This is a genomic window from Sharpea porci (genome assembly GCF_009695655.1).
Lineage (GTDB): Bacteria > Bacillota_I > Bacilli_A > Erysipelotrichales > Coprobacillaceae > Sharpea > Sharpea porci.
Map to the genome: position 1 here is coordinate 91,727 of NZ_VUNM01000001.1, position 22,150 is coordinate 113,876.

Annotated in this window: 17 protein-coding genes and 1 tRNA gene; 2 read left to right on the forward strand and 16 right to left on the reverse strand. The window is 38.7% G+C overall.

Features of this window, described 5'->3' with window-relative positions:
• The 6 genes from gltB to eno all read right to left on the reverse strand — a co-directional run bounded on the left by gltB (window position 1) and on the right by eno (window position 11,038).
• Window positions 1-4,503, reverse strand: a complete 4,503-nt coding sequence (gene gltB / locus FYJ79_RS00480) for a glutamate synthase large subunit (protein WP_154514029.1) — start codon at window positions 4,501-4,503, stop codon at window positions 1-3.
• A 26-nt stretch (window positions 4,504-4,529) separates the two neighbouring features.
• Complete coding sequence (locus tag FYJ79_RS00485; RefSeq protein WP_154514030.1) at window positions 4,530-6,629, reverse strand: glutamine synthetase III family protein; 2,100 nt, start codon at window positions 6,627-6,629, stop codon at window positions 4,530-4,532.
• Window positions 6,630-6,936: 307 nt separating this feature from the next.
• Window positions 6,937-8,052, reverse strand: a complete 1,116-nt coding sequence (locus FYJ79_RS00490) for a M20 metallopeptidase family protein (protein ID WP_154514031.1) — start codon at window positions 8,050-8,052, stop codon at window positions 6,937-6,939.
• A gap of 2 nt (window positions 8,053-8,054) precedes the next feature.
• Entirely contained in the window at window positions 8,055-8,756 is a 702-nt protein-coding gene (gene dapD, locus FYJ79_RS00495) for a 2,3,4,5-tetrahydropyridine-2,6-dicarboxylate N-acetyltransferase (RefSeq protein ID WP_154514032.1), read from the reverse strand.
• On the reverse strand, window positions 8,746-9,585 hold the full coding sequence (gene dapF / locus FYJ79_RS00500; protein ID WP_154514033.1) for a diaminopimelate epimerase: 840 nt from the start codon (window positions 9,583-9,585) through the stop codon (window positions 8,746-8,748). Before dapF ends, dapD begins: the two co-directional genes overlap by 11 nt.
• Before the next feature lie 145 nt (window positions 9,586-9,730).
• A complete protein-coding gene (gene eno / locus FYJ79_RS00505; RefSeq protein ID WP_407695587.1) occupies window positions 9,731-11,038 on the reverse strand; it encodes a phosphopyruvate hydratase in 1,308 nt (435 codons plus the stop codon).
• A 300-nt stretch (window positions 11,039-11,338) separates the two neighbouring features.
• Here eno and FYJ79_RS00510 point away from each other — a divergent pair.
• Window positions 11,339-11,430: transfer RNA gene (locus FYJ79_RS00510), tRNA-Ser, on the forward strand.
• A gap of 77 nt (window positions 11,431-11,507) precedes the next feature.
• Here the strand turns inward: FYJ79_RS00510 and glgB are convergent.
• On the reverse strand, window positions 11,508-13,277 hold the full coding sequence (glgB, locus tag FYJ79_RS00515; protein ID WP_154514035.1) for a 1,4-alpha-glucan branching protein GlgB: 1,770 nt from the start codon (window positions 13,275-13,277) through the stop codon (window positions 11,508-11,510).
• Between the two features lie 128 nt (window positions 13,278-13,405).
• Here glgB and FYJ79_RS00520 point away from each other — a divergent pair, with 128 nt between their 5' ends.
• Window positions 13,406-13,930: a TetR/AcrR family transcriptional regulator gene (locus FYJ79_RS00520; RefSeq protein WP_154514036.1), complete on the forward strand. Its 525-nt coding sequence runs from the start codon at window positions 13,406-13,408 to the stop codon at window positions 13,928-13,930.
• Here FYJ79_RS00520 and FYJ79_RS00525 read toward each other — a convergent pair.
• From FYJ79_RS00525 to FYJ79_RS00565, 9 genes are all read right to left on the reverse strand, one after another.
• Window positions 13,927-14,745 carry a metal ABC transporter permease gene (locus FYJ79_RS00525; protein WP_229771272.1) on the reverse strand — a complete coding sequence of 273 codons (819 nt, stop codon included), beginning with the start codon at window positions 14,743-14,745 and terminating at the stop codon, window positions 13,927-13,929. The two genes, FYJ79_RS00520 and FYJ79_RS00525, sit on opposite strands and share 4 nt — an antisense overlap.
• On the reverse strand, window positions 14,732-15,412 hold the full coding sequence (locus FYJ79_RS00530; RefSeq protein WP_154514038.1) for a metal ABC transporter ATP-binding protein: 681 nt from the start codon (window positions 15,410-15,412) through the stop codon (window positions 14,732-14,734). The genes FYJ79_RS00525 and FYJ79_RS00530 overlap by 14 nt, the downstream gene beginning before the upstream one ends.
• Window positions 15,409-16,389: a metal ABC transporter substrate-binding protein gene (locus FYJ79_RS00535; protein WP_154514039.1), complete on the reverse strand. Its 981-nt coding sequence runs from the start codon at window positions 16,387-16,389 to the stop codon at window positions 15,409-15,411. The genes FYJ79_RS00530 and FYJ79_RS00535 overlap by 4 nt, the downstream gene beginning before the upstream one ends.
• Complete coding sequence (locus FYJ79_RS00540) at window positions 16,382-16,792, reverse strand: Fur family transcriptional regulator (RefSeq protein WP_229771273.1); 411 nt, start codon at window positions 16,790-16,792, stop codon at window positions 16,382-16,384. Before FYJ79_RS00540 ends, FYJ79_RS00535 begins: the two co-directional genes overlap by 8 nt.
• 110 nt (window positions 16,793-16,902) lie before the next feature.
• Window positions 16,903-17,772: an alpha/beta hydrolase gene (locus FYJ79_RS00545; protein ID WP_154514041.1), complete on the reverse strand. Its 870-nt coding sequence runs from the start codon at window positions 17,770-17,772 to the stop codon at window positions 16,903-16,905.
• Entirely contained in the window at window positions 17,772-18,869 is a 1,098-nt protein-coding gene (locus tag FYJ79_RS00550) for an aldo/keto reductase (protein ID WP_154514042.1), read from the reverse strand. Before FYJ79_RS00550 ends, FYJ79_RS00545 begins: the two co-directional genes overlap by 1 nt.
• A gap of 55 nt (window positions 18,870-18,924) precedes the next feature.
• Window positions 18,925-19,422 carry a methylated-DNA--[protein]-cysteine S-methyltransferase gene (locus FYJ79_RS00555; RefSeq protein ID WP_154514043.1) on the reverse strand — a complete coding sequence of 166 codons (498 nt, stop codon included), beginning with the start codon at window positions 19,420-19,422 and terminating at the stop codon, window positions 18,925-18,927.
• Between the two features lies 1 nt (window position 19,423).
• Window positions 19,424-20,629, reverse strand: a complete 1,206-nt coding sequence (locus FYJ79_RS00560; protein WP_154514044.1) for an MFS transporter — start codon at window positions 20,627-20,629, stop codon at window positions 19,424-19,426.
• Between the two features lie 143 nt (window positions 20,630-20,772).
• The gene (locus FYJ79_RS00565) at window positions 20,773-22,068 is read right to left on the reverse strand and encodes an O-acetylhomoserine aminocarboxypropyltransferase/cysteine synthase family protein (protein ID WP_154514045.1); all 1,296 of its coding nucleotides are present in this window, start codon (window positions 22,066-22,068) and stop codon (window positions 20,773-20,775) included.
• Window positions 22,069-22,150: the final 82 nt, after the last annotated feature.

Genomic DNA, 22,150 nt, shown 5'->3' on the forward strand with positions numbered 1-22,150 from the left:
TTACCCCTCTCTGCTGACCTTCTGGTATGCTTCCATGAGTGCATTTTCATGGGAGATACCCTGTTCTTCAAAGTGACTGATTAATCTGATCACTTTTGCATAATCATCAGGCACAATCTTCTTGAAGCAAGGAATATAGTTTTTAAAGTCATCCAAGATTGTCTTAGCCTTCTTGCTTCCTGTTTCCTTATAATAATCTTCAATCAGATCACGTAATTCCTGTTTATCATATTTTTCAGTGACTTCATGCATTGTCACCATATCTTTATTCATCTTTAAGTAAAGTGTATGATCTTCATCAAGTACATAGGCAATGCCCCCACTCATACCAGCAGCAAAGTTCTTGCCTGTATGACCAAGGATAACAGCCTTACCACCTGTCATATATTCAAGACCATGATCACCGCATCCTTCACTAATCGCAATAGCACCAGAGTTTCTGACACAGAATCTTTCTCCGGCTACACCTTCAAAGTAAGCCTTACCGCTTGTTGCTCCATAGAGGGCTACATTACCGACAATGATATTCTTTGATGGATCAAATGGTGCTCTCTCATCAGGCTTGATGACAATCTTACCACCTGATAAGCCTTTTCCCGCCCCATCGTTGGCATCACCAGAAACTCTCACAGTTACACCTTTAGGAAGGAAAGCCCCAACGGACTGACCGGCACCACCTTTTGCCTTAATGACAATACTGTCTTCCTCAAGCTTGTTGCCAAACTTCTTTGTGACTTCAGAGCCAAGTCTTGTCGCAAAAGTACGGTCTGTAGATGTAATCTTGACATCAATTTCTTTATGATCGCCAGCTTTGAAATTCTTAAGCGTAGGAATCAAAACACGTTCATCCAATGTCTTTTCAAGTTTGAAATCATAAACATGAGCTGGATTGAAGTGGTTAATTGGTGATGAAGCATATGTCGTATCAAGAATAGAGGCATAATCCATCTTATCTGCAACTGGGAAATCACCTTTACGCTGTTTGAGGCAATCAGTATGACCAACCATTTCATCAATAGTTCTAAAGCCAAGTTCAGCCATGATTTCTCTTGCTTCTTCAGCAATGAACATCATGAAATTCATGACATATTCAGGTTTACCCTTGAAACGTTTACGTAATTCTTTGTTCTGTGTTGCTACACCAAATGGACAAGTATCCTTATTACAAACACGCATCATACGACAGCCCATGGCAACTAATGCTGTTGTCGCAAAGCCAAATTCCTCAGCGCCAAGTAATGCGGCAATGACAACATCACGACCACTCATAAGCTTACCATCTGTTTCAATCAGAACACGGTCTCTTAACCCATTAGCAACAAGTGCTTTATGAGCTTCTGATAAACCAAGTTCCCATGGCAAGCCAGCATGATGGATGGAACTAATTGGAGCAGCCCCAGTACCACCATCGTAGCCAGAGATTAAGATGACCTGAGCACCGGCTTTAGCTACACCTGAGGCAATAGTTCCTACCCCAGCTTCAGAAACAAGCTTAACAGAGATTCTTGCATCTTTATTCGCATTCTTTAAGTCATAGATAAGCTGTGCTAAGTCTTCGATAGAATAGATATCATGATGAGGTGGTGGTGAAATAAGGGATACACCTGGTGTAGAATATCTTGTCTTGGCAATCCAAGGATAGACCTTCTTTCCTGGTAAGTGTCCACCTTCACCTGGCTTAGCGCCCTGTGCCATTTTAATCTGAATTTCAATGGCACTATTTAAATAAGCTGAAGTGACCCCGAAACGACCTGATGCAACCTGTTTAATAGCTGAGTTTCTTTCGCTATTAAAGCGATCTTCATTTTCGCCACCTTCACCTGTATTACTCTTACCATGAAGTCGATTCATCGCAATAGCCATTGTTTCATGAGCTTCCTTAGAGATAGAGCCATAACTCATAGCCCCTGTCTTGAAACGTTTAACGATTTCAGAAGCTGGTTCAACTTCATCAAGTGGAACAGGTTTACGATTAGGCGTAATCTCAATACGACTACGCAATGTATGAGGACGCTTTTCATCATCAATCATCGCTGTATAACGTTTGAATTCTTGATAGTCACCATGAACTAATGATGACTGAAGTGTAGTGATAGCTTCTGGTGTATAGAGATGATCTTCTTTATCTTCACCAGAACGTAATTTATGGAAACCAATTGAATCCAATGTTGTATCGACACCTAATCCCATTGGATCAAAGGCATGATCATGACGGAAATTCACACCTTCTTCTATTTCCTTAATACCTATACCGCCAACCTTGCTGACAATACCAGTAAAGTATTCATCAACAAGCTCTTGAGATAAGCCAATTGCTTCAAAAATGTGTGCTGATTCATAAGACTGTAAAGTACTAATACCCATCTTAGCCATAACTTTAACGATTCCACCAAGAATCGCTTTATTATAGTCTTCAACAGCTGTTGAATAGTCTTTGTCCAACATGCCAATGTGAATAAGCTCAGCAATACACTCATGAGCAAGGTATGGCTGAATGGCCGTTGCACCAAATCCTAATAATGTTGCAAACTGATGAACATCTCTTGGTTCACCGGATTCAAGAATGAGAGAAACCGCTGTTTTCTTCTTCGTTAATACAAGATGTTGTTCAACAGCAGAAACAGCTAATAATGAAGGAATAGCCACATGGTTTTCATCCACTCCACGGTCACTTAGAATAATGATGTTGTAACCCTGATTGTAGGCTTTATCAATGGCGATATAGAGAGATTCTATCGCTTTCTTCAAAGACGTATGCTTATAGTAAAGCAATGAGATTGTCTTAGCTTTAAAGCCTGGCTGATTAAGACTCTTGATTTTCATCAAGTCAACACCATTGAGAATTGGATTTTCAATTTCTAAGACACGACAGTTTTTGCCTTTTTCTTCAAGAAGATTGCCATCACTACCAATATAGACCGTTGTATCAGTGACAATCTTTTCTCTTAATGAATCGATAGGCGGATTAGTGACTTGGGCAAAGAGCTGTTTGAAGTAGTAGAAGAGTGGCTGATGGTGATCAGATAGAATAGCTAATGGGATATCATGTCCCATGGATGCTGTTGGTTCTACACCATTTGTGGCCATTGGGATCAACATAGCTTTGACATCTTCATAATTCCAGCCAAAGACTTTATATAAGCGATCACGTGCTAACTGAGAGTGTGTTGGCACTTGTTTGTTTGGAATCTTTAAGTCAGAGAGATGGAGTAAATTGCAATCCAGCCATTCTCCATAAGGTTGCATATTTGAGTAATAGCTCTTTAATTCATCATCAGAAATAATACGTTTCTGCTTTGTATCAACAAGAAGCATCTTACCAGGTTCTAGTCTTGATTTTGTAATGACATGAGCAGGATCAATATCAAGAACACCGACTTCACTTGAAAGAATAAGACGATTATCATCAGTGAGATAATAACGTGATGGTCTTAAACCATTTCGATCAAGTGTTGCCCCTAAAATATCACCATCAGTATAGAGAATAGCAGCTGGACCATCCCAGGCTTCCATCATTGTTGCATAGTAGTGATAGAAGTCTTTCTTTCTTGCGCTCATAAAACGGTTATGTTTCCATGGTTCAGGAATCAGCACCATCATTGCTAGAGGCAATGGCATATTATTCATATAGAGGAATTCGAGCGTATTATCCAACATAGCCGAATCAGAACCAGATGGACGAATCACTGGAAGAATCTTTTCCATATCATCTTCTAATACGCTTGAACTCATTGTTTCTTCACGGGCGAGCATTCTATCGCTATTGCCACGAATTGTATTAATTTCACCATTATGGGCAATCATACGATAAGGGTGTGCTCTTTCCCAAGAAGGAATTGTATTGGTTGAGAAACGAGAATGCACAATGGCAATGGCACTCTTGTAGTCAGGATCACGTAAATCATCATAGAAGTTTCTCAGCTGGGTTACTAAAAACATTCCTTTGTAGACAATTGTACGTGAAGAGAGAGAACAAATATAAGTATCCTCACTACTCTGTTCAAATTCTCTACGAACAACATAGAGCTTTCTATCAAAATCTAAGCCCTGGGCAACATTTTCTGGTCTTTCAATAAAGCCCTGGAGAATATTAGGCATGCAGTCTTTAGCCACCTGTCCTAGGATTTCATCATGAACAGGGACCTTACGCCAACCAAGAAATTTCAAGCCATTCTTTTCGACAATGACTTCAAACATACGTTTTGCGAAAGTACTCTTTAGGCTGTCATCAGGGAAGAAGAACATACCAATACCATAATCACGTTCCTCACCAATCTTTATCGCACTATCTTTTAATGCTTTTTTAAAGAAAGAATGCGAGATCTGGAGCAAAATACCAACACCATCGCCAACCTTTCCACTGGCATCTTTACCAGCTCGGTGTTCTAGTTTTTCTACAATATGTAAGGCATCATCCAATGTACGATTGTCTTTATGACCATCGATATTGACTATTGCCCCGATACCACAGGCATCTTTTTCTAAAGGGATGTATTTTTCCATTTCTCGTATTCCTCTCCTATCTAATTTTATCTTAATGAGAATAATAACTGATCATATGTTGGATATGGTAAGGCTTCTGAAGGTAATTTTGCTTCAGCAGTGTCAACTGGGACACGTAAATCATCCATATCTTTCAAGATCACACTATGGTAGAACTCTGCTTGAGCAAGTGAATCGACTTCTCCTTCTGCCTTCTTCACATCTGCTTCAAGCTTAGCTAAACCTTCATCAATTGCTTTAGAGCATGCATCTAGTTCTTTCAGGACTCTGAGATCATAACCATCAACACTGCCCAATAATGCTTTCTTATCTAACAATTCACCTTCTACAGCCTTCATATATTTAAAGAGTGCTGGGGTGAAATCACGCTTAACCATATCAATCATTGTCAATGCTTCAATATGGATTGTCTTTGAGTAGTTCTCAAGCTTAATTTCATAACGTGAATCAATTTCACTTTCAGTAAAGATATGATATTTCGTAAAGAGATCAACATTCTTTTCAGCTTTGAACTGTGGTAAAGCATCTGGTAATGACTTTAGGTTATATAAGCCACGTTTCTTAGCTTCTTCAAGCCATGCATCAGTATATCCATTACCATTGAATAAAATACGCTTATGTTCGTCAAGCATCTTTTTAAGAAGTTTATAAACTTCGTGATCGAATTCTTCTTCTGGGACATCTTTTAAAGCTTCATAAATATCTTCAAGTGAGCTTGCGACTGCTGTATTCAAGATGATATTTGGATCAGCAACACTCAATGAAGAACCAGGCATTCTGAATTCAAACTTATTACCTGTGAAGGCAAATGGTGATGTTCTGTTACGATCTGTTGGATCCTTAACAAAGTTAGGAAGAACAGCTGCACCAATTGACATTTCTGTCTTTTCAGTTTTTTCCATGCTTGCTTCATGGTCAATGGCGTCAAGCACTTTCGCAAGTTCGTCACCAACGAAGATAGAAACAACAGCTGGAGGAGCTTCGTTAGCGCCAAGTCTGTGATCATTACCAGCACTTGCGACTGAGATACGTAAGAGATCCTGATAATTATCAACGGCAGAAATTGTTGCCAGTAAGAAAATAAGGAAAGTCTTATTGTGATATGGATCACTTCCTGGATCCAAGAGGTTCATCTTTGTATTTGTAACGAGTGACCAGTTATCATGCTTACCTGAACCATTGACACCAGCAAATGGTTTTTCATGAAGAAGACATGCATAATGATGTTTATCAGCAACTTTCTTCATCATTTCCATTGTTAATTGGTTGTGGTCAACAGCAACATTCGCTGTTTCGAAAACTGGAGCCAATTCATGCTGAGCTGGAGCAACTTCGTTATGTTTTGTCTTAGCAGGAACGCCAAGCTTCCATAATTCTTCATCCAAATCATGCATATATTCTGATACTTTTGGTTTAAGGACACCGAAGTAATGATCTTCCATTTCCTGACCCTTAGGAGCAGGCGCACCAATTAAAGTACGACCTGTCAAAAGCAAGTCCTTTCTCTTCTTATAAAGATCCTTATCAATCAAGAAATATTCCTGTTCACTACCGATTGTTGTATCGATATGTGTCACATCATCATAGCCAAGTAAATGTAAGACTTTAACAGCCTGTTCATTTAAAGCTTCCATTGATCTCAATAAAGGTGTCTTCTTATCCAAAGCTTCACCACTATAAGAACAGAAAGCAGTTGGAATATAAAGCGTACCATCTTTAATAAAGGCAGGTGAAGATGGATCCCATGCTGTATAGCCTCTTGCTTCGAATGTTGCACGTAAGCCACCACTTGGGAAGCTTGAAGCATCAGGTTCACCTTTCACTAATTCTTTACCAGAGAATTCCATAATCACTTCACCATTTGAACGTGGTGAGATAAAGGAATCATGTTTTTCAGCAGTTACACCAGTCATTGGCTGGAACCAGTGTGTAAAGTGTGTTGCGCCATGCTCAACAGCCCAGTTTTTCATTGCTGCAGCAACAGTATTCGCTACATCTAAATCAAGAGATGCACCATACTTTGATGTCTTATGCAATTTACGATAAACATCTTTAGGTAATTTCTCTTTCATCACAGAATCATTAAATACAAGACTTCCATACATTTCAGGGATTGATTTATCCATACGTATTCCTCCTCTCAAGCGTGATAATTTATTATCACCTTGTCTAATTTTCTCTTATTATACAAAACTCTATCCATTCGTCAATATCTTTTTATCACTTTAATAACAATTTCTTGTATCCATAAAGAGATTTATCAATATTTGTATATTTCCAAAATTAGTATTTTTCATTTAACCTTTTTCCTTAATTCACCACTAAAATAATTGTTTTCCATTTAAAAATCAATACTTATTCAACAATTCCTACGATGTGAGCCTTTTCATTTTCAAAAAGAAAAAAAGCCTTAGTACATTTGTACTAAGACTCTTACTGATATTGACAAGCAATCTTGATATACATTTCAACAGCTCTCTTTAAGACTTTTTCATCAAAGTTGAAATGATCTGTATGCAGACCTGACTGATAATTTTCAGATTTCGTTCCGACAAAGACAAAGACACCAGGTACTGCTTTTTGATAGAATGAGAAATCTTCAGCAAGCATGAGCGGTTCATCAAGCAAGACAATATCATCAATCTCACTTAAGAATTTCACAAGCTTTTCATCATTGAGAACAGGTGGATAGAGCGGCGGACAACTAAATTCAATCTTACAGCCATAACTTATCTCAGCGCCCTTATTAAAATCTTCCATCTTTTTCACTAAGAAATTAAAGACATCTTCACTGTAGGTACGCATTGTCCCATGCATTTCACATTCTTTGGCAACACTATTTCTCGCTGTTCCGCCATGAATCTGGCCGATATTGATAATGGCAGGATCAAAGGGAGACTTCATACGTGTTAAGATCTGTTGATAGTCTTCTAGCAAATGGGCAGCAACAAGCAAGGAATCGATGCCATTTTGTGGCAGGCCGGCATGGGCATCACGTCCGGTAATATGGATATCGATTTCGCCACATTCCGCCATTAAGCCATCCTTCTTGGTAGCTAGTACGCCTTCTTCGATAGTAGGCATAAGATGAATGCCAAAGATAGCTTCAACATTAAATTCTTTAAGCAGTCCGCTTTCGACGATGATTTTCGCCCCGCCCGGTCCTTCTTCAGCTGGTTCAAAGATCAGCAAAATATTGACCTGTGGATGAACATTTTCATCCCTCAAGCGATAGGCAAAGCCAAGCATAGCTGCCATATGGCCATCATGACCACATGCATGCATGATACCTTCATGTCCACTTTTAAAAGCAATATCATTGGCTTCACAAATAGGCAAGGCGTCAATATCTGTACGAAAGGCAACACATTTTTCAAAGCCATAGTCAAGATAGACATAGCAGCCAGTCTTAAGCTGTGGAAGTGGCTTTGGGTCATAGCCCATCTTGATCAGTTCGTTTTTGAGATACGCTGTTGTCTGATTTTCTTCAAGCCCAAGTTCAGGAATCTGGTGAAGATCACGACGCCATTTCTGTAATTGTTCTAACATGACTAGATCTTTCTTAAATCGTCTTCTAAGCCTGTCTTTGATTTTGTCTTGTCATCTTTCATCTTGATGACCTTGGCAGGATTACCTACAACGACGGCATTGGCAGGAACATCTTCCGTAACGATGGCACCAGCTCCAACAACGGCATCATGGCCAATACGTACACCTTCAATGACAACGGCATTAGCCCCAATTAAAACATTATCTTCAAGAATAACCGGTGTGGCACTTGCTGGTTCAATAACGCCTGCTAAAACGGCACCAGCACCAACATGACAATGCTTACCAACTGTAGCACGACCGCCAAGAACAGCACCCATATCAATCATTGAGCCTTCGCCAATAACAGCACCAATATTGATCACAGCCCCCATCATGATAACAGCATTATCACCAATAGTAACACCATTACGAATAAAGCAGCCTGGTTCAATACGGGCATTGATATTTGTCATATCCAGCATTGGAATAGCTGAATTACGACGATCCTGTTCCATATAACAATCCTTGATAGCTTCTTTATTTTCTTCTAAATAAGCCTTAACATCTTCCAATTCACCAATCAGAACACGGCTCTTCTTGCTGCCAAAGCAATGAACTGTGTCTGTATCTGGCAAGTCATGACCTTTTACATAAACCTTAACAGGTGTTTTCTTCTTCGCATTCGCAATATAATCAATAATTTCCTGAGCACTATCTAACATAATTTTCCTCCATTACTTCTCCGGTAAATGTTGTTCTTGCCTGGCCTGTCATAAAGAGATGGCCATCACGATAAGTGATGGATAAATGACCACCTAGTAATTCAACATCACATGTTGTATCAATCTTGTTTTCTAGAATAGCAGCATAGACCGTCGCACATGCGCCTGTACCACAGGCTAAAGTTTCCCCACTACCACGTTCCCAGACACGCATTTTTAAGTGATTGCGGTCAATGACTTCGACAAATTCCACATTCACCTTTTCTGGGAATACGCCAGAATGTTCAATCTTGAAGCCATCTGTCTCGATATCTTCAGGTAAATGTTTTGTGAAGAGAACAATATGTGGGTTACCAACTGAGATGGCTGTTCCACGATAATGCTTACCACCAACGACAAATTCACCATTAATGCATTCCTCTGCATCATAGACCATAGGTAAATCTTTGACCTTGCTTGAAGGGACACCCATATCTACTGTTGCGCCAGTGACCTGACCATCTTCTAAGATCAAGTCCACAATGCGCTTACCAGCCATTGTTTCAAATTCAAGATGGGTTTTGTCTGTTAATTTGTTGTCATAAGCAAACTTCGCTAAACAGCGAATACCATTGCCACACATTTGTCCTTCTGAACCATCAGCGTTGAACATGCGCATTTTAAAATCATATTTGTCACTGTTTTCCAGGGCAATGAGGCCATCAGCACCAATACCCATATGACGATCACTGATTTTGGTAATAAAAGCTGGATCATAATCAAAGAAATGATCACGATTATCTATATAGATATAATCATTACCAATACCTTCCATCTTTGTAAATTTCATTTGACTTCTCCTTTTTGTCATATTCTAACCATTCTTGACTGACAATGCAATCAATACACCAACATTATACCAACTAACCATCCAATTGAAAACAAATCACAATGTAAAAGAAAAGATCCCTAAAAGGGACCTCTTCAAGGAAGATTTATTTCTTTAACTGATAGAATGAATGAATACCTTTATATTTTGCCTGATCACCAAGTTCATCTTCAATTCTTAATAACTGATTGTATTTTGCAATACGGTCTGTTCTTGAAGCAGAACCTGTCTTGATTTCACCCGCATTTGTAGCAACTGCGATATCAGCAATTGTTGTATCTTCTGTTTCACCTGAACGATGTGAGACAACAGCTGTATAGCCAGCTTCTTTAGCCATTTCAATAGCTTCTAATGTTTCTGTTAATGTACCAATCTGGTTTACCTTGATTAAGATAGAGTTAGCAGCACCTCTTTCAATACCCTTAGCTAAACGCTTAGTATTTGTAACAAAGAAGTCATCACCAACTAACTGGATCTTCTTACCTAACTTAGCAGTTAAGTAATCCCAGCCATCCCAATCATCTTCAGCTAAGCCATCTTCGATAGAGATAATAGGATACTTATCCACTAATGTTTCTAAGAAATCAACAAATTCCTTATTATTGAACTGCTTGCCACCTTCACCAGCAAGTGTATAGATGCCCTTTTCTGTATCATAGAATTCACTTGAAGCAACGTCCATGGCAATCATAACGTCTTCACCTGGCTTATAACCAGCTTTTTCAATAGCTTCTAAGATAACCTGAATAGCTTCTTCATTGCTCTGTAAGTTAGGTGCGAATCCACCTTCATCACCAACAGCTGTATTCATGCCCTTGGCATTTAAAACTGACTTTAAGTTATGGAAGACTTCGGCACCCATTCTAATAGCTTCTTTGAATGTAGGTGCACCTACTGGCATAATCATGAATTCCTGGAAATCTACATTGTTGTCAGCATGTTCACCACCATTGATGATATTCATCATTGGTGTAGGAATTACATAGGCATTATTGCCACCAATATATTTATAAAGTGGTAAGCCTAATGCATCAGCAGCTGCCTTAGCAACAGCAAGAGAAACGCCTAAGATGGCATTCGCCCCTAAGCGACCTTTATTTTCAGTACCATCCAAATCAATCATTGTCTTATCAATTAAACGCTGATCAGTAACTGGTAAACCAATAACTGCTGGAGCGATTTCTTCATTAACATTCTTAACAGCCTTAGTAACACCCTTACCTAAATATCTATTTTTATCACCATCACGTAATTCAACAGCTTCATGGACACCTGTTGATGCTCCTGAAGGAACAATAGCACGGCCAAAGCCACCAAATGTTGTTTCAACTTCTACCTCTACTGTTGGATTACCACGTGAATCAAGCACTTCACGTGCATAAACACGACTAATTAAATCTTTTTCCATTTTCATATCCTCCTTATATAAAAGCAGACTGACTGCTTATGGACTTATTGAAGTCATTCTCTATATTGGACGAAAGAATGACTTATTCAAACAAAGTTGGTTAGCGAATTCTTACTTCACTTTCCATCTATAAGTTAGCATAAACAAACTTATAAATCAACTCAAATACTCTTGAAAAAGTACAAAGTTAGTGTAACGTAATTCCTTCATTTCTCATGTTGTCATAACAACATTTTTAGAAAAATGTTTTTTCAAAAAATCTTGCATTTCACACTCTCTCATGATATATTGATTAGGCAATCCATTGGAGGTATACTCAAGTGGCTGAAGAGGCTCCCCTGCTAAGGGAGTAGGTCGGGATAACTGGCGCGAGAGTTCAAATCTCTCTGCCTCCGCCATTGCGAAGTTGACATCGGGCATTTGTCCGATGTTTTTTTATACTTAACCTAAAAGGAGCAGTTCAACTGCTCCCGTTTTATTTTATAAGATAAGCTTTAGCACTTAATGGATCCAACGTGAATGTCTTTGTGTGATTGACATCAAATTCATTCTCAGCTTCATTTTCTCCACCATAGATTTTCGCATTACTATCAAGTAATGGAATAAAATGTTCGCCTTGGGAATTAGTATAAGTATAAGTTTGTTCTTCACTTGAGAAATTGAAGAAGAAGATGGTACGTTCGTCTTCACAGCGTCTTTCAAAGACATAAACAGCTTTATCTTCTTGATGACAATCAATCCATTCAAAGCCAGATAAGTCATAATCATGTGCACTTAATGATGGATGTTCTAGATAGAGTTTTGATAAATCCTTAAAGTAATGATTGAAAGCATCATGGATTGGATATTTTAATAAGTCCCAATCCTGTTCACGTTTTTCATCCCATTCTCTAAACTGGGCAATTTCATTGCCCATGAAGTTGAGTTTCTTACCTGGATGGGCAAACATATACATATAGAATGCTCTGGCATTCTTAAATTTATCCTCATACTCACCATACATCTTATCAATAATTGTCTTCTTGCCATGAACAACTTCATCATGTGAGAGTGGTAATAAATAATGTTCATTATAGAAATAATACATAGAGAATGTCAGTTTATGATAATTCTCTTTTCTTTCATCACTTGTCTTCTTGAAATAATCAAGCGTATCATTCATCCAGCCAAGATCCCACTTATAATCAAAGCCAAGACCACCTTCTTCAAGCTTCTTCGTCACACCAGGATAGCTTGATGAATCTTCCGCAAAGAGAAGTGCATGAGGTAAACGTCTCTTTAAACCACCATTAAAGTTCTTGATGAAATTTACGGTATTATTATTCACACCACGATTACTATCACCTTGCCAGAAGATAAGATTGCTGACAGCATCTAGTCGCAAGCCATCAAAATGGAATTCCTTAAGCCAGTAATAGCCTGAAGAATTCAAGAAACTGCAAACATCCCCACGGCTATGCTGGAAGTTACATGTTCCCCATTCACTCTTGCCAACAGCATCATTAGGATAGTTATAGAGTGGTGTTCCATCATAGTTATTGAGAGCGAAGCCATCAATCGCAAAATGCACTGGCACAAAGTCAAGAATGACACCAATTGACGCCTGATGACAAGCATCAATAAGATAGCGCAGCTGATCAGGTGTGCCATAACGTGATGTTGGTGCGAAATAGCCAGTTGGCTGATAGCCCCAGGATGCATCATTTGGGAATTCTGTTATCGGCATTAGTTCGAGATAGTTATAATGATTCTCCTTGCAGTATTTCACCAACATCCCAGCTAGCTCTTCATAGCTATACCATTCGTCATCTTCTTTTAAATGCCAGCTGCCAAGATTGACTTCATAGATATTCATTGGTTCATGTTCACTATCGTCAATAAGGTTGAACCATTCGTCATCATGGAATGTATAGCTTGATGTAAAGATACGACTAGCTGTTGCCGGACGTACTTCTGCCCATGCGGCATAGGGATCACAATGATCAATAAAGTCATAGTCATTTGTATAGATACGATACTTATAAAGATCACCCTCAGCAGCAGGAACGCTCGCTTCATAGAACTGACCATTTGCGATAGGATGCATTGGAATCTCCGTCCAGTCAGAGAACGAGCCAATTAAAGATACATGCTTAGCGTTAGGGGCATACGTTCTAAACGTGACATGGTGGTCATGGGTGCGGTGGGCACCTAAATACGTATACATTTCAAATTCATTACCATTATAGAAATCACTTAAATTCATTTTCTCACCTCTTTATAGACATGTGTCTAATCTACTATTATAATAACGAAAGTGTAACCGTTTTACATCCACCAAAAATAGATTACCATCTATTTTTAGACACTTTTCTAATATTGTTGGAGGTCACTATGAAGAAAATGCCTAAGAGCCAAAAATACATTATTGAAACCTTTCTCGAACTACGTAAACATAAACCCCTCGAGAAAATGAGTGTTGTTGAATTATGCAAGAAAGCCGATATCAATAAGTCTACTTTCTATGTCTATTATCATGATATCTATGATTTAAGTGAACAGCTAGAAGATGAGATGGTCGAAAATATCAAAAACTCTCTTGCTGATCCTGAAAGTATTATCAAAGATCCTCAGTCCTTCACCAAACAGCTTTTTAATGCCTTTAGTAAGGAAAATGAAAAGATTGCGATTCTCTTTGCCGATTCGCGTTCTTCCCAGCTTCCTCATAAGATTTTAAAGACTTTACAAGAGCTTGTCTTCTCTCTCCATCCTGAATATCGTAATAACCAGGAAATCAATATCATTCTCACTTACTATATTTATGGTGCCTACTATGCTTACAACGAAAATAAAAACAATGACCACAACTACGTTGTTTCGGTCATTGCTTCATTAATTAAATGGAAAGCCGACATTTAATACTTGGCCTGCTTAAATAGTGAAATCAGTTTAAAGAGTATAAAAGCAACAAGATTAACGATGACAATCGATGCTCCTGAAGGTGTGGCATAGAGATAGGAAATCGATAAGCCAATCACAAAGCAGATCATGCCAACAATACTGCTCGCAATAACAACCTGTTTAAAGCTCTTATATACCTGCATTGTTGTGAGGGTTGGAAAGATGGTCAAGGCAGATATCAACAAAGCCCCCATCATGCGCATGCCAAGTACGATTGTAATTGAGCATAAAATTGCAAGAATGATATTATAAAGCTCTACATTTGTACCCGTGCTCTTCGCAAAGCTCTGATCGAAAGTCAAAGCAAAGATCTTGTTGTAAGAAAAAATAAACAATAAGACGACCACAAGTGATAGAACCACCGATACAATGACATCATTGGTAGATAAGGACAAAATAGAGCCAAAGAGATAGTTATTAACATCCGTATTAATGCCCTTAGTGACGGAAATCACCATGATACCAATAGCAAGAGCTGAACTTGACAGCAAGGCAATTGCTCCATCACCATGCAGCTTGTTGTTTTCATTGAGCTTTAAAATCAGCACTGAAGCAACAATAGCAACTGGTATCGCAAATTGTATAGGGGCAATATTAGCTACTGTAGCAATGGCAAATGCACCAAAAGAGACATGGGACAAGCCATCACTGATCATCGCATTACGTCTTAAGACAAGCGAGACACCAAGAAGTGAAACAGCCAAAGTAATCAATAGTCCTACAATAAATGCCCTTAATAAAAATGTATATTGAAACATACTAAAGAGATTCATGCATCTTCCTCCTATAATCTTCAATCTTTCCGACAAAGATTTCTTGATCTTCAAAGGCAATAATCTTATTACCGGCAATCGCATGCATATCAAGATCATGTGTAATCATCAAGATTGTGATTCCTTCTTCTTTATTCAAGCGATGAATGATTTTATAAAATTCTTCACGGCTTGAAAAATCCAGATTATTGGAAGGTTCATCAAGAATTAAAAGCTCACGTGTTGCGCTAAGTGCTCTTGAAAGAAGGACTTTCTGGCGTTGTCCACCTGACAGGTTGGTAAAGCTTTTTTTCTTTAAATCCAAAATATCCAAGAGAGCTAATGAATCATCAGCCAGCTTTCTTTCCTTCTTGCCATAGAATGGACGATGACCAAGACGATTAAGTGTTCCCGAAAGAACAATCTCTTCAACACTTGCTGGGAATGTTGCATCAATCTTTGTTTCCTGGGGCATATACCCGATTTGTTTTGTGTCAATATGATATTGGATGTCACCCTGCATTGGCTTAATTAAGCCAAGCAAGCCTTTGACAAGCGTACTCTTGCCTGAGCCATTGGCACCAATAATGGTAATGAAGTCCCCCTTCTCAACAGTAAAAGAGAGATCTTTGATCACTTCCTGGTGCTCATAGCCAAGTGTTAAATGATTTACGTTAATGAGATTCATAATAATGCTTCCTTTAATACTTTGATATTTCTTTTCATGAGTGAGACATAAGTTTCATGATTATTATAATCTTTTGCTGAAACATTATGCATTGTATAGAATGTTCTGACTTTTGCCCCCGTTTCAGAAGCAATCGTCTTAGCCACATTCTGATTAGAAAGTTCAATCGCAAAGACAATCTTGACATCATGCTTTCTGACATAATCTATCAAATAGCTTAACGTCTTCGCACTTGGTTCACTCTGTTCTGAACAGCCTGCAAATGCAGCACGGTAATCAAGTCCATATTCCTTCACAAAATAAAGAAGAGGAAAGCGATCACCAAAGACTAGCTGTTTTGTCTTTGACTTATCAACGATTGTTTTGATTTCCTGTTCAAGCTGGGCAACTTGTTTGATATAGGCATCTGTATTGGCTTTTAATGTTGCTTGGTGTTTTGGATTGATTTCTATAAGGGCGTTGGAAAGTTTTTTAAGGATGATCTGTTCATTGGCGAGCGAAGTCCAGACATGTTCATCATATTCCTCTTCCTCTTCCTCATCACCTTCATGATCATGATCGTGCTCTTCTTCATCATCATGGTGATGATGTTCATCCTTTTCTTCCTCCATCCCTTCCGCTTCTTCCTCTTCACGCTTTTCCACCAAATCCATCAGCTTAATAACCTTGCCATGCTTCTTGTCAGTTAAGATTTCATTGACCCATGTATCCGAGTCACCACCTGTATAGACAAACATATCGGCATTTTCAACCTTAATGATATCTTCGGGTGAAGGTTCATAAGAATGGGCATCAGCACCTGGTTTTAGAAGCATATGGAGATCATAATCAGAATCATTGCCAATAATCGCCCTTAAGGCATCATAACTTGGGAATGTTGTTGTAACGACCTTGATCTTGTGACTTGTTGAAGTTGTTTGTGGGCCACAACCAACCAACAAGAGACAAAGAATAGCTGCGAATAGTTTTTTAACCATGTTGCATTTCCTCCTGACACTCCTTACATAAGCCCGTCAGTACAGAATTAGCACAATCAAGCTTAAAGCCATGTTCACCTAAGATATGAGCATTAATAATATCCATACATTCACAATCAAGATGAATAATCTTGCCACAACGAGAACATTGTAAATGAAGATGATGCGCACATTTAGGTGAGGCATGCTGGTAATAGGATTGCTTGGCATTATTTGTCTTGTACTTCTTGAGTGTTCCTTCATCCGTCAATTTATCAAGATGACGGTAGACAGTCGCTAGATTGATTGGAATACCCTGGGCTGTCAAGCTTTCATAAATACCAGCTGCAGAAATACGTGAATCTTTATGTTCATCAACATAGGTCTTGATGAGATCTTTATATTTTGTATGATATTCTTTCATAATAGTCCTCTTTTTGCGAATCATTTGCATTTGTAAGTGTATAGAGATTAAGATAAACTGTCAAGAGATTTGCAAATCATTCGCAAATAAAAATGATAATCCGAAGATTATCATTTCTTGATTGTGGCAATAATTTGATCTGCCATATCATTCAAATAATATTCATTGAATAAGTGATCCGCATCCTCATAGCTTATCAGTTTGGCATGTTGATATTCTTCAACAGCTTGAGCTGAGTACTGAATGGGGACCAATGTATCCGAGCCACCATGAAAGATCAAGACTGTCTTATCGAAAGACTTTACATCACCATAAATCTTGATATCACGTGCATCTTCAACATATTTTCGCCCAACATCAGTGCCTAGGAAACGATAAGTCTTGCCCTTTTCTGGCAATGGGACAAAACGAAAGAGACGTGGAATATTGAAAGCTGGCGCAGCAAGAAAGAGTCCTTGAATATCATCTCTTTTAGCCCCGACTAAGCTGGCAACCAGTCCACCCTGTGAATGACCGCCTAGATAGATGCGATCATTATTCACAAAATCCTGATGACGCATATTGTCAATAACAGCTTCCAAGTCTTCTTCTTCCGTCTTTATGCTCATATCAACCATCCGTCCATCACTCTTGTTTGTAGGAGCACCACCACGAAAATCAAAACAGAAAGCAGCAATGCCATTGGCCATGCATTTTTTAGCAATGGGAATAAGGTCCGTATAATGTCCACCAAAGCCATGACATAATATTAATAGTGGCAAACTGCCTTGCGGGCTGGCAGGAATATAAGCCTGACCATAAATATGTTCATTCTTGATATTAACATAGATGTCTTTTATTTCATCCTGTGTTCGCTGTGCTGGATGTTTGACAATCACTGGCAATTGTTCTTTCTTGGGCTGATGATAATAATCATAGCCATAAAAGCCGGCAAGAATCACAAGAGCAACAAGAAGTAAGAGAAAGAATTTTTTCATCATTAGCTAAATGCTTTCTGCGTACGCGCTAACTGCTCAATAATAGAAATATGTTGTGGACAGGCAGCTTCACACTGACCACAGGCAATACAGTCTTCTGGTCCTGTTTCTTTAGTGACACGTTGATAGCGTTCAATAGCACTTTCTTTATTTCCGAAAAGAATATTGCGATTCATTGCCTCAAAGATTTCTGGTATTGGCATATTGACTGGACATCCTGGTGTACAGTAATGACAAGCCGTACATGGAATCTGGTCAAGAGAAGCCATGATACCCTGCACTTGATTGATGACTTTTTGTTCTTGTGCAGACAAAGGCTTGAAGTCACGCATATAAGAAATATTATCATCCATCTGTGCTCGATTACTCATTCCTGATAATACAACAATCACATTCTGTAAAGAAGCAACATAGCGAATAGCCCAGGATGCAATAGACATCTCAGGTTCAGCTTTTTTCAAGACATCTGCTACAGCTGGAGCAGGTGTAGCTAAAGTCCCGCCTTTGATTGGTTCCATGACAATAACCTTTTTATGATGTTTAAGGCAGACTTCATAATTACGTCTTGAGCTCACTGCTGGATTATCCCAATCGGCATAATTGAGTTGTAACTGCACAAAATCCACTTCAGGATGTTCATTTAAAAGCTGATCGAGGAGCTCAGGCTGATCATGGTAGGAAAAGCCAATATGTTTAATAAGTCCTTCTGTTTTCTTTTGTTTAATGAAATCCCATAAATGCCAGTCATTATAGAAATGCAGATTTTCCTTCTTAATGGCATGTAACAAATAATAATCAATATAACCACAGCCTAGTCGTTCCAATGAAACTTCAAATTCCTTCTTTGCACTTTCTTCATCATGACAGCCCATCCAGCCATTGAGCTTTGTGGCTATCTGATAGCTTTCTCGTGGATAACGATCGACCAAGCAAGCCTTTGCTGCTTTTTCACTTGCCCCATCACCATAGACATAGGCCGTATCGAAGTAAGTAAAGCCAGCAGCCATGAAATCATCAACCATGTGCTTAACTTGTGCTAAATCAATGTCGCCATCAGCACATTGAGGCAAACGCATTAAACCAAATCCTAATTTCTTCATACCTTTTCCTCCTCACAGTTTTGTATACTTATTATAGTAGATATAGAAAAAAGAATCATGACTTTTCATGATTCAATAAAGCTTTTTTATTCTTCAAGCCACCCCGATAGCCATTCAGCTTGCCATTTGACCCAATGACACGATGACAGCCAATCATAATCGCAATGGGATTGGAGCCAACAGCCTGCCCGACAGCCTGGGCACTCATTGAAGTCATGCCTCTCTTGATGGCAATTCTCTTGGCAATATCTTTGTAGGTAACAGTCTCACCATAAGGAATGGCTTTTAATATTTCATAGACTTCCTGTTGAAAGGCTGTCGCATGTTCAATCTTGATTGGTGGACATTGACCACATTCATGATGAAGGAAGTATGCATCCAGCCATGCTCTTGTCATCTTAAAGATTTCCAGGTCTCGCTTGCTTAATGTGATGGCTTGCTTGTCTAAGTGAGGATCACAGGTGAAATAAAGACCCGTTAAAAATACTCCATCACTTACCATCACCAGGTCATCAAAAGAAGCAGGCGTTTGATAATAGTTATAATCACACATATTAACGATAAGACTTATGACGATTCAGGAACAATGCCGTCATAGCAATACATACAAAGATAATGATCATCACAAAAGCGGCCTGGTAGCTTTTGAAGAAGTCATAGACATAACCAATGGCAGACAATGCGATTGCTGCACCGACATTGGAAATAAAGTTGACAGGTGGATAGATGGTATCATAGAGTTCATCCTTGAAGAAGTGATGGGTGAGAAGTGGTCCACCCACTGCCCCCACACTATAACATGCCCCAAACATCAATGCCCCGACAATCATCAAGAAAGGCACTCTAACAAAAAGCAGAATGCATAAACCTGTCAATGTAATCAACATCATACAAAGAGTACTCTTCAAGGCGCCAATATGGTCCGTTAATAAACCGATAATAATCTTAAAGACAATATTCCCAATCATACCTGCTGAAAGCATTAAACTGCCAATGGTGCCAAGATTTATTGTTTGGGCATAGCCAGGAAAATGCTGGGCTAAGCTTGTTGTGAAGGCCATCAACAAGACTGAAACAAATAAGGCAATAAAGGTAGAATTAGTAAAATCAAAATGCTGTTTTTCATGTGCGACAACTTTAGCTGCCTTCTTCATTGTGCTACCACCATAGGGCATCTTACCTTCGTCATAGGGATCAAGCTTAAAAGGCATAATAATGCCAGGCAGACATAACACAAGAATCATGATTCCCGCCACGAGATAGCCTGTTTGCCAGCTTGTAGCACGAATGACACGACTTAATACTGTTGATCCGATGGCACCTGCTAAACCGCTTGAGGCAAAGACAATGGATGTCGCTATACCATGAGATTTCTCAAACCAGTTATTGATAATCATCGAAAGAGGCACTAAGGAAAACATGGCTGTCGTGATGCCACGAATAGCTCCAAGAAGATAAAAGATAGGTAAGCTTCTAACATAGCCCATGGCTATTGTTGCCACGACAGTAAGTCCAACTGAAATTGTGAGAAGAATTTTATAGGATATCTTCTTCATAAGAGGTGGAATCACAAAGGCAGCTAAGCCAGTAAAAAATGTAAAAATCGTCATATGAAAGGCAAAAGAACCACGCATAATGCCTAAATCATCAGCCACAACACTATAGAATACCCCTGAGGAATTAATCGATATGCCTATTGAGCTAGCAGCTAATCCACAACATACAGCTACAATAAGCCATGGTTTAATATTTTTCTTCATAGCTCTCTCCTTTTCTCTATTGTAAACAATTTTTGAAATCGTTACCAATACTTATGAGGCAAGATTACTATAGACAAAAGGCATAATTCTCGTGTTTTCAAAATTAGGAAAAAAGAGAACCGGTTGCCCAGTTCTCAAGTCTATTATTTAACTGCATCAAATGCCTGTGATAAGTCATCAATAATATCATCAATATGTTCAGTACCAATAGAAAGTCTAATAGAATTTCTATAAATACCAACAGAATTTAATTCTTCATCATTCATTTCTGCATGTGTTGTTGTAGCTGGATGGATAACAAGTGATTTTACATCAGCGACATTAGCAAGTAATGAGAAGAGTTCAAGATGATCGATAAAGTCTTTGGCTTTTCTTTCATCACCTTTGATTTCAAATGTGAAGATAGATCCACCACCATGAGGGAAGTACTTCTTGTAAAGACGTTGTTGTTCTGGATCATTTGAAACTGATGGATGATGAACCTTCTCTACCTGTGGATGATTATTAAGGAATTCAACAACCTTTAATGTATTTTCAACCTGTCTTTCTACACGCAATGACAATGTTTCAAGTCCCTGTAAGAAGATAAATGAATGGATTGGTGATAAAGTCGCACCTTCATCTCTTAAAAGAATAGCACGAATTCTTGTAACATAAGCAGCCGCACCGACATCCTTTGCGAAGCTTACACCATGATATGATGGATTTGGTTCAACAAGCTGAGGGAATTTATCAGCATGTGCAGCCCAGTCAAACTTACCAGCATCGACAATGACACCACCAATTGTTGTACCATGGCCACCAATGAATTTTGTAGCCGAATGCACAACAACATCTGCACCATATTCAATTGGTCTAATTAAGTATGGTGTACCAAATGTATTATCAATAACAAGTGGTAAGCCATGCTTATGAGCGATATTCGCAATAGCTTCAATATCAACTGTATCTGAATTTGGATTACCTAAAGTTTCAATAAAGACAACCTTTGTATTATCCTGGATGGCATCTTCAAAATTCTGTGGGTTAAGAGCATCTACAAATGTTGTTTCAACACCATCTTCTCTTAATGTATGAGCGAATAAATTGTATGTACCACCATAGATATTCTTTGCGGCAACAACATGATCACCAGCAAAGGCTAAGTTCTTGATGGCATAAGTTACAGCAGCAGCACCTGATGCAACAGCTAAGGCTGCAACCCCACCTTCCAAAGCCGCAATTCTCTTTTCAAAGACATCAGTAGTTGGGTTTGTCAGACGGCCATAAATATTACCGGCATCCTGTAAGCTAAATCTAGCAGCAGCATGATCTGAATTCTTAAATACGAATGATGAAGTCTGATAAATTGGGACTGCTCTTGAATCAGTAACTGGGTCTGCTTCTTCCTGACCTACGTGTAAAGCTAAAGTTTCGAAATGATATTTTCTATTTGACATAATTATTGTTTCTCCTTATTTCTATTGTATCTTCTTTTTATTGAGGTTACAACATATGTCGCATGACGACTATGTCGGTTCT

What these genes read in the sequence shown, in the direction of transcription:
- FYJ79_RS00525 (WP_229771272.1), bottom strand. Translation starts at nt 14,745, where the DNA reads ATGAATCTCTTTAGTATGTTTCAATATACATTTTTATTAAGGGCATTT.
- FYJ79_RS00555 (WP_154514043.1), bottom strand. Translation starts at nt 19,422, where the DNA reads ATGTGTGATTATAACTATTATCAAACGCCTGCTTCTTTTGATGACCTG.
- gltB (WP_154514029.1), bottom strand. Translation starts at nt 4,503, where the DNA reads ATGGAAAAATACATCCCTTTAGAAAAAGATGCCTGTGGTATCGGGGCA.
- FYJ79_RS00540 (WP_229771273.1), bottom strand. Translation starts at nt 16,792, where the DNA reads ATGAAAGAATATCATACAAAATATAAAGATCTCATCAAGACCTATGTT.
- FYJ79_RS00550 (WP_154514042.1), bottom strand. Translation starts at nt 18,869, where the DNA reads ATGAAGAAATTAGGATTTGGTTTAATGCGTTTGCCTCAATGTGCTGAT.
- FYJ79_RS00545 (WP_154514041.1), bottom strand. Translation starts at nt 17,772, where the DNA reads ATGATGAAAAAATTCTTTCTCTTACTTCTTGTTGCTCTTGTGATTCTT.
- FYJ79_RS00520 (WP_154514036.1), top strand. Translation starts at nt 13,406, where the DNA reads ATGAAGAAAATGCCTAAGAGCCAAAAATACATTATTGAAACCTTTCTC.
- dapF (WP_154514033.1), bottom strand. Translation starts at nt 9,585, where the DNA reads ATGAAATTTACAAAGATGGAAGGTATTGGTAATGATTATATCTATATA.
- FYJ79_RS00485 (WP_154514030.1), bottom strand. Translation starts at nt 6,629, where the DNA reads ATGGATAAATCAATCCCTGAAATGTATGGAAGTCTTGTATTTAATGAT.
- FYJ79_RS00560 (WP_154514044.1), bottom strand. Translation starts at nt 20,629, where the DNA reads ATGAAGAAAAATATTAAACCATGGCTTATTGTAGCTGTATGTTGTGGA.
- FYJ79_RS00535 (WP_154514039.1), bottom strand. Translation starts at nt 16,389, where the DNA reads ATGGTTAAAAAACTATTCGCAGCTATTCTTTGTCTCTTGTTGGTTGGT.
- FYJ79_RS00565 (WP_154514045.1), bottom strand. Translation starts at nt 22,068, where the DNA reads ATGTCAAATAGAAAATATCATTTCGAAACTTTAGCTTTACACGTAGGT.
- FYJ79_RS00530 (WP_154514038.1), bottom strand. Translation starts at nt 15,412, where the DNA reads ATGAATCTCATTAACGTAAATCATTTAACACTTGGCTATGAGCACCAG.
- dapD (WP_154514032.1), bottom strand. Translation starts at nt 8,756, where the DNA reads ATGTTAGATAGTGCTCAGGAAATTATTGATTATATTGCGAATGCGAAG.
- FYJ79_RS00490 (WP_154514031.1), bottom strand. Translation starts at nt 8,052, where the DNA reads ATGTTAGAACAATTACAGAAATGGCGTCGTGATCTTCACCAGATTCCT.
- glgB (WP_154514035.1), bottom strand. Translation starts at nt 13,277, where the DNA reads ATGAATTTAAGTGATTTCTATAATGGTAATGAATTTGAAATGTATACG.
- eno (WP_407695587.1), bottom strand. Translation starts at nt 11,038, where the DNA reads ATGAAAATGGAAAAAGATTTAATTAGTCGTGTTTATGCACGTGAAGTG.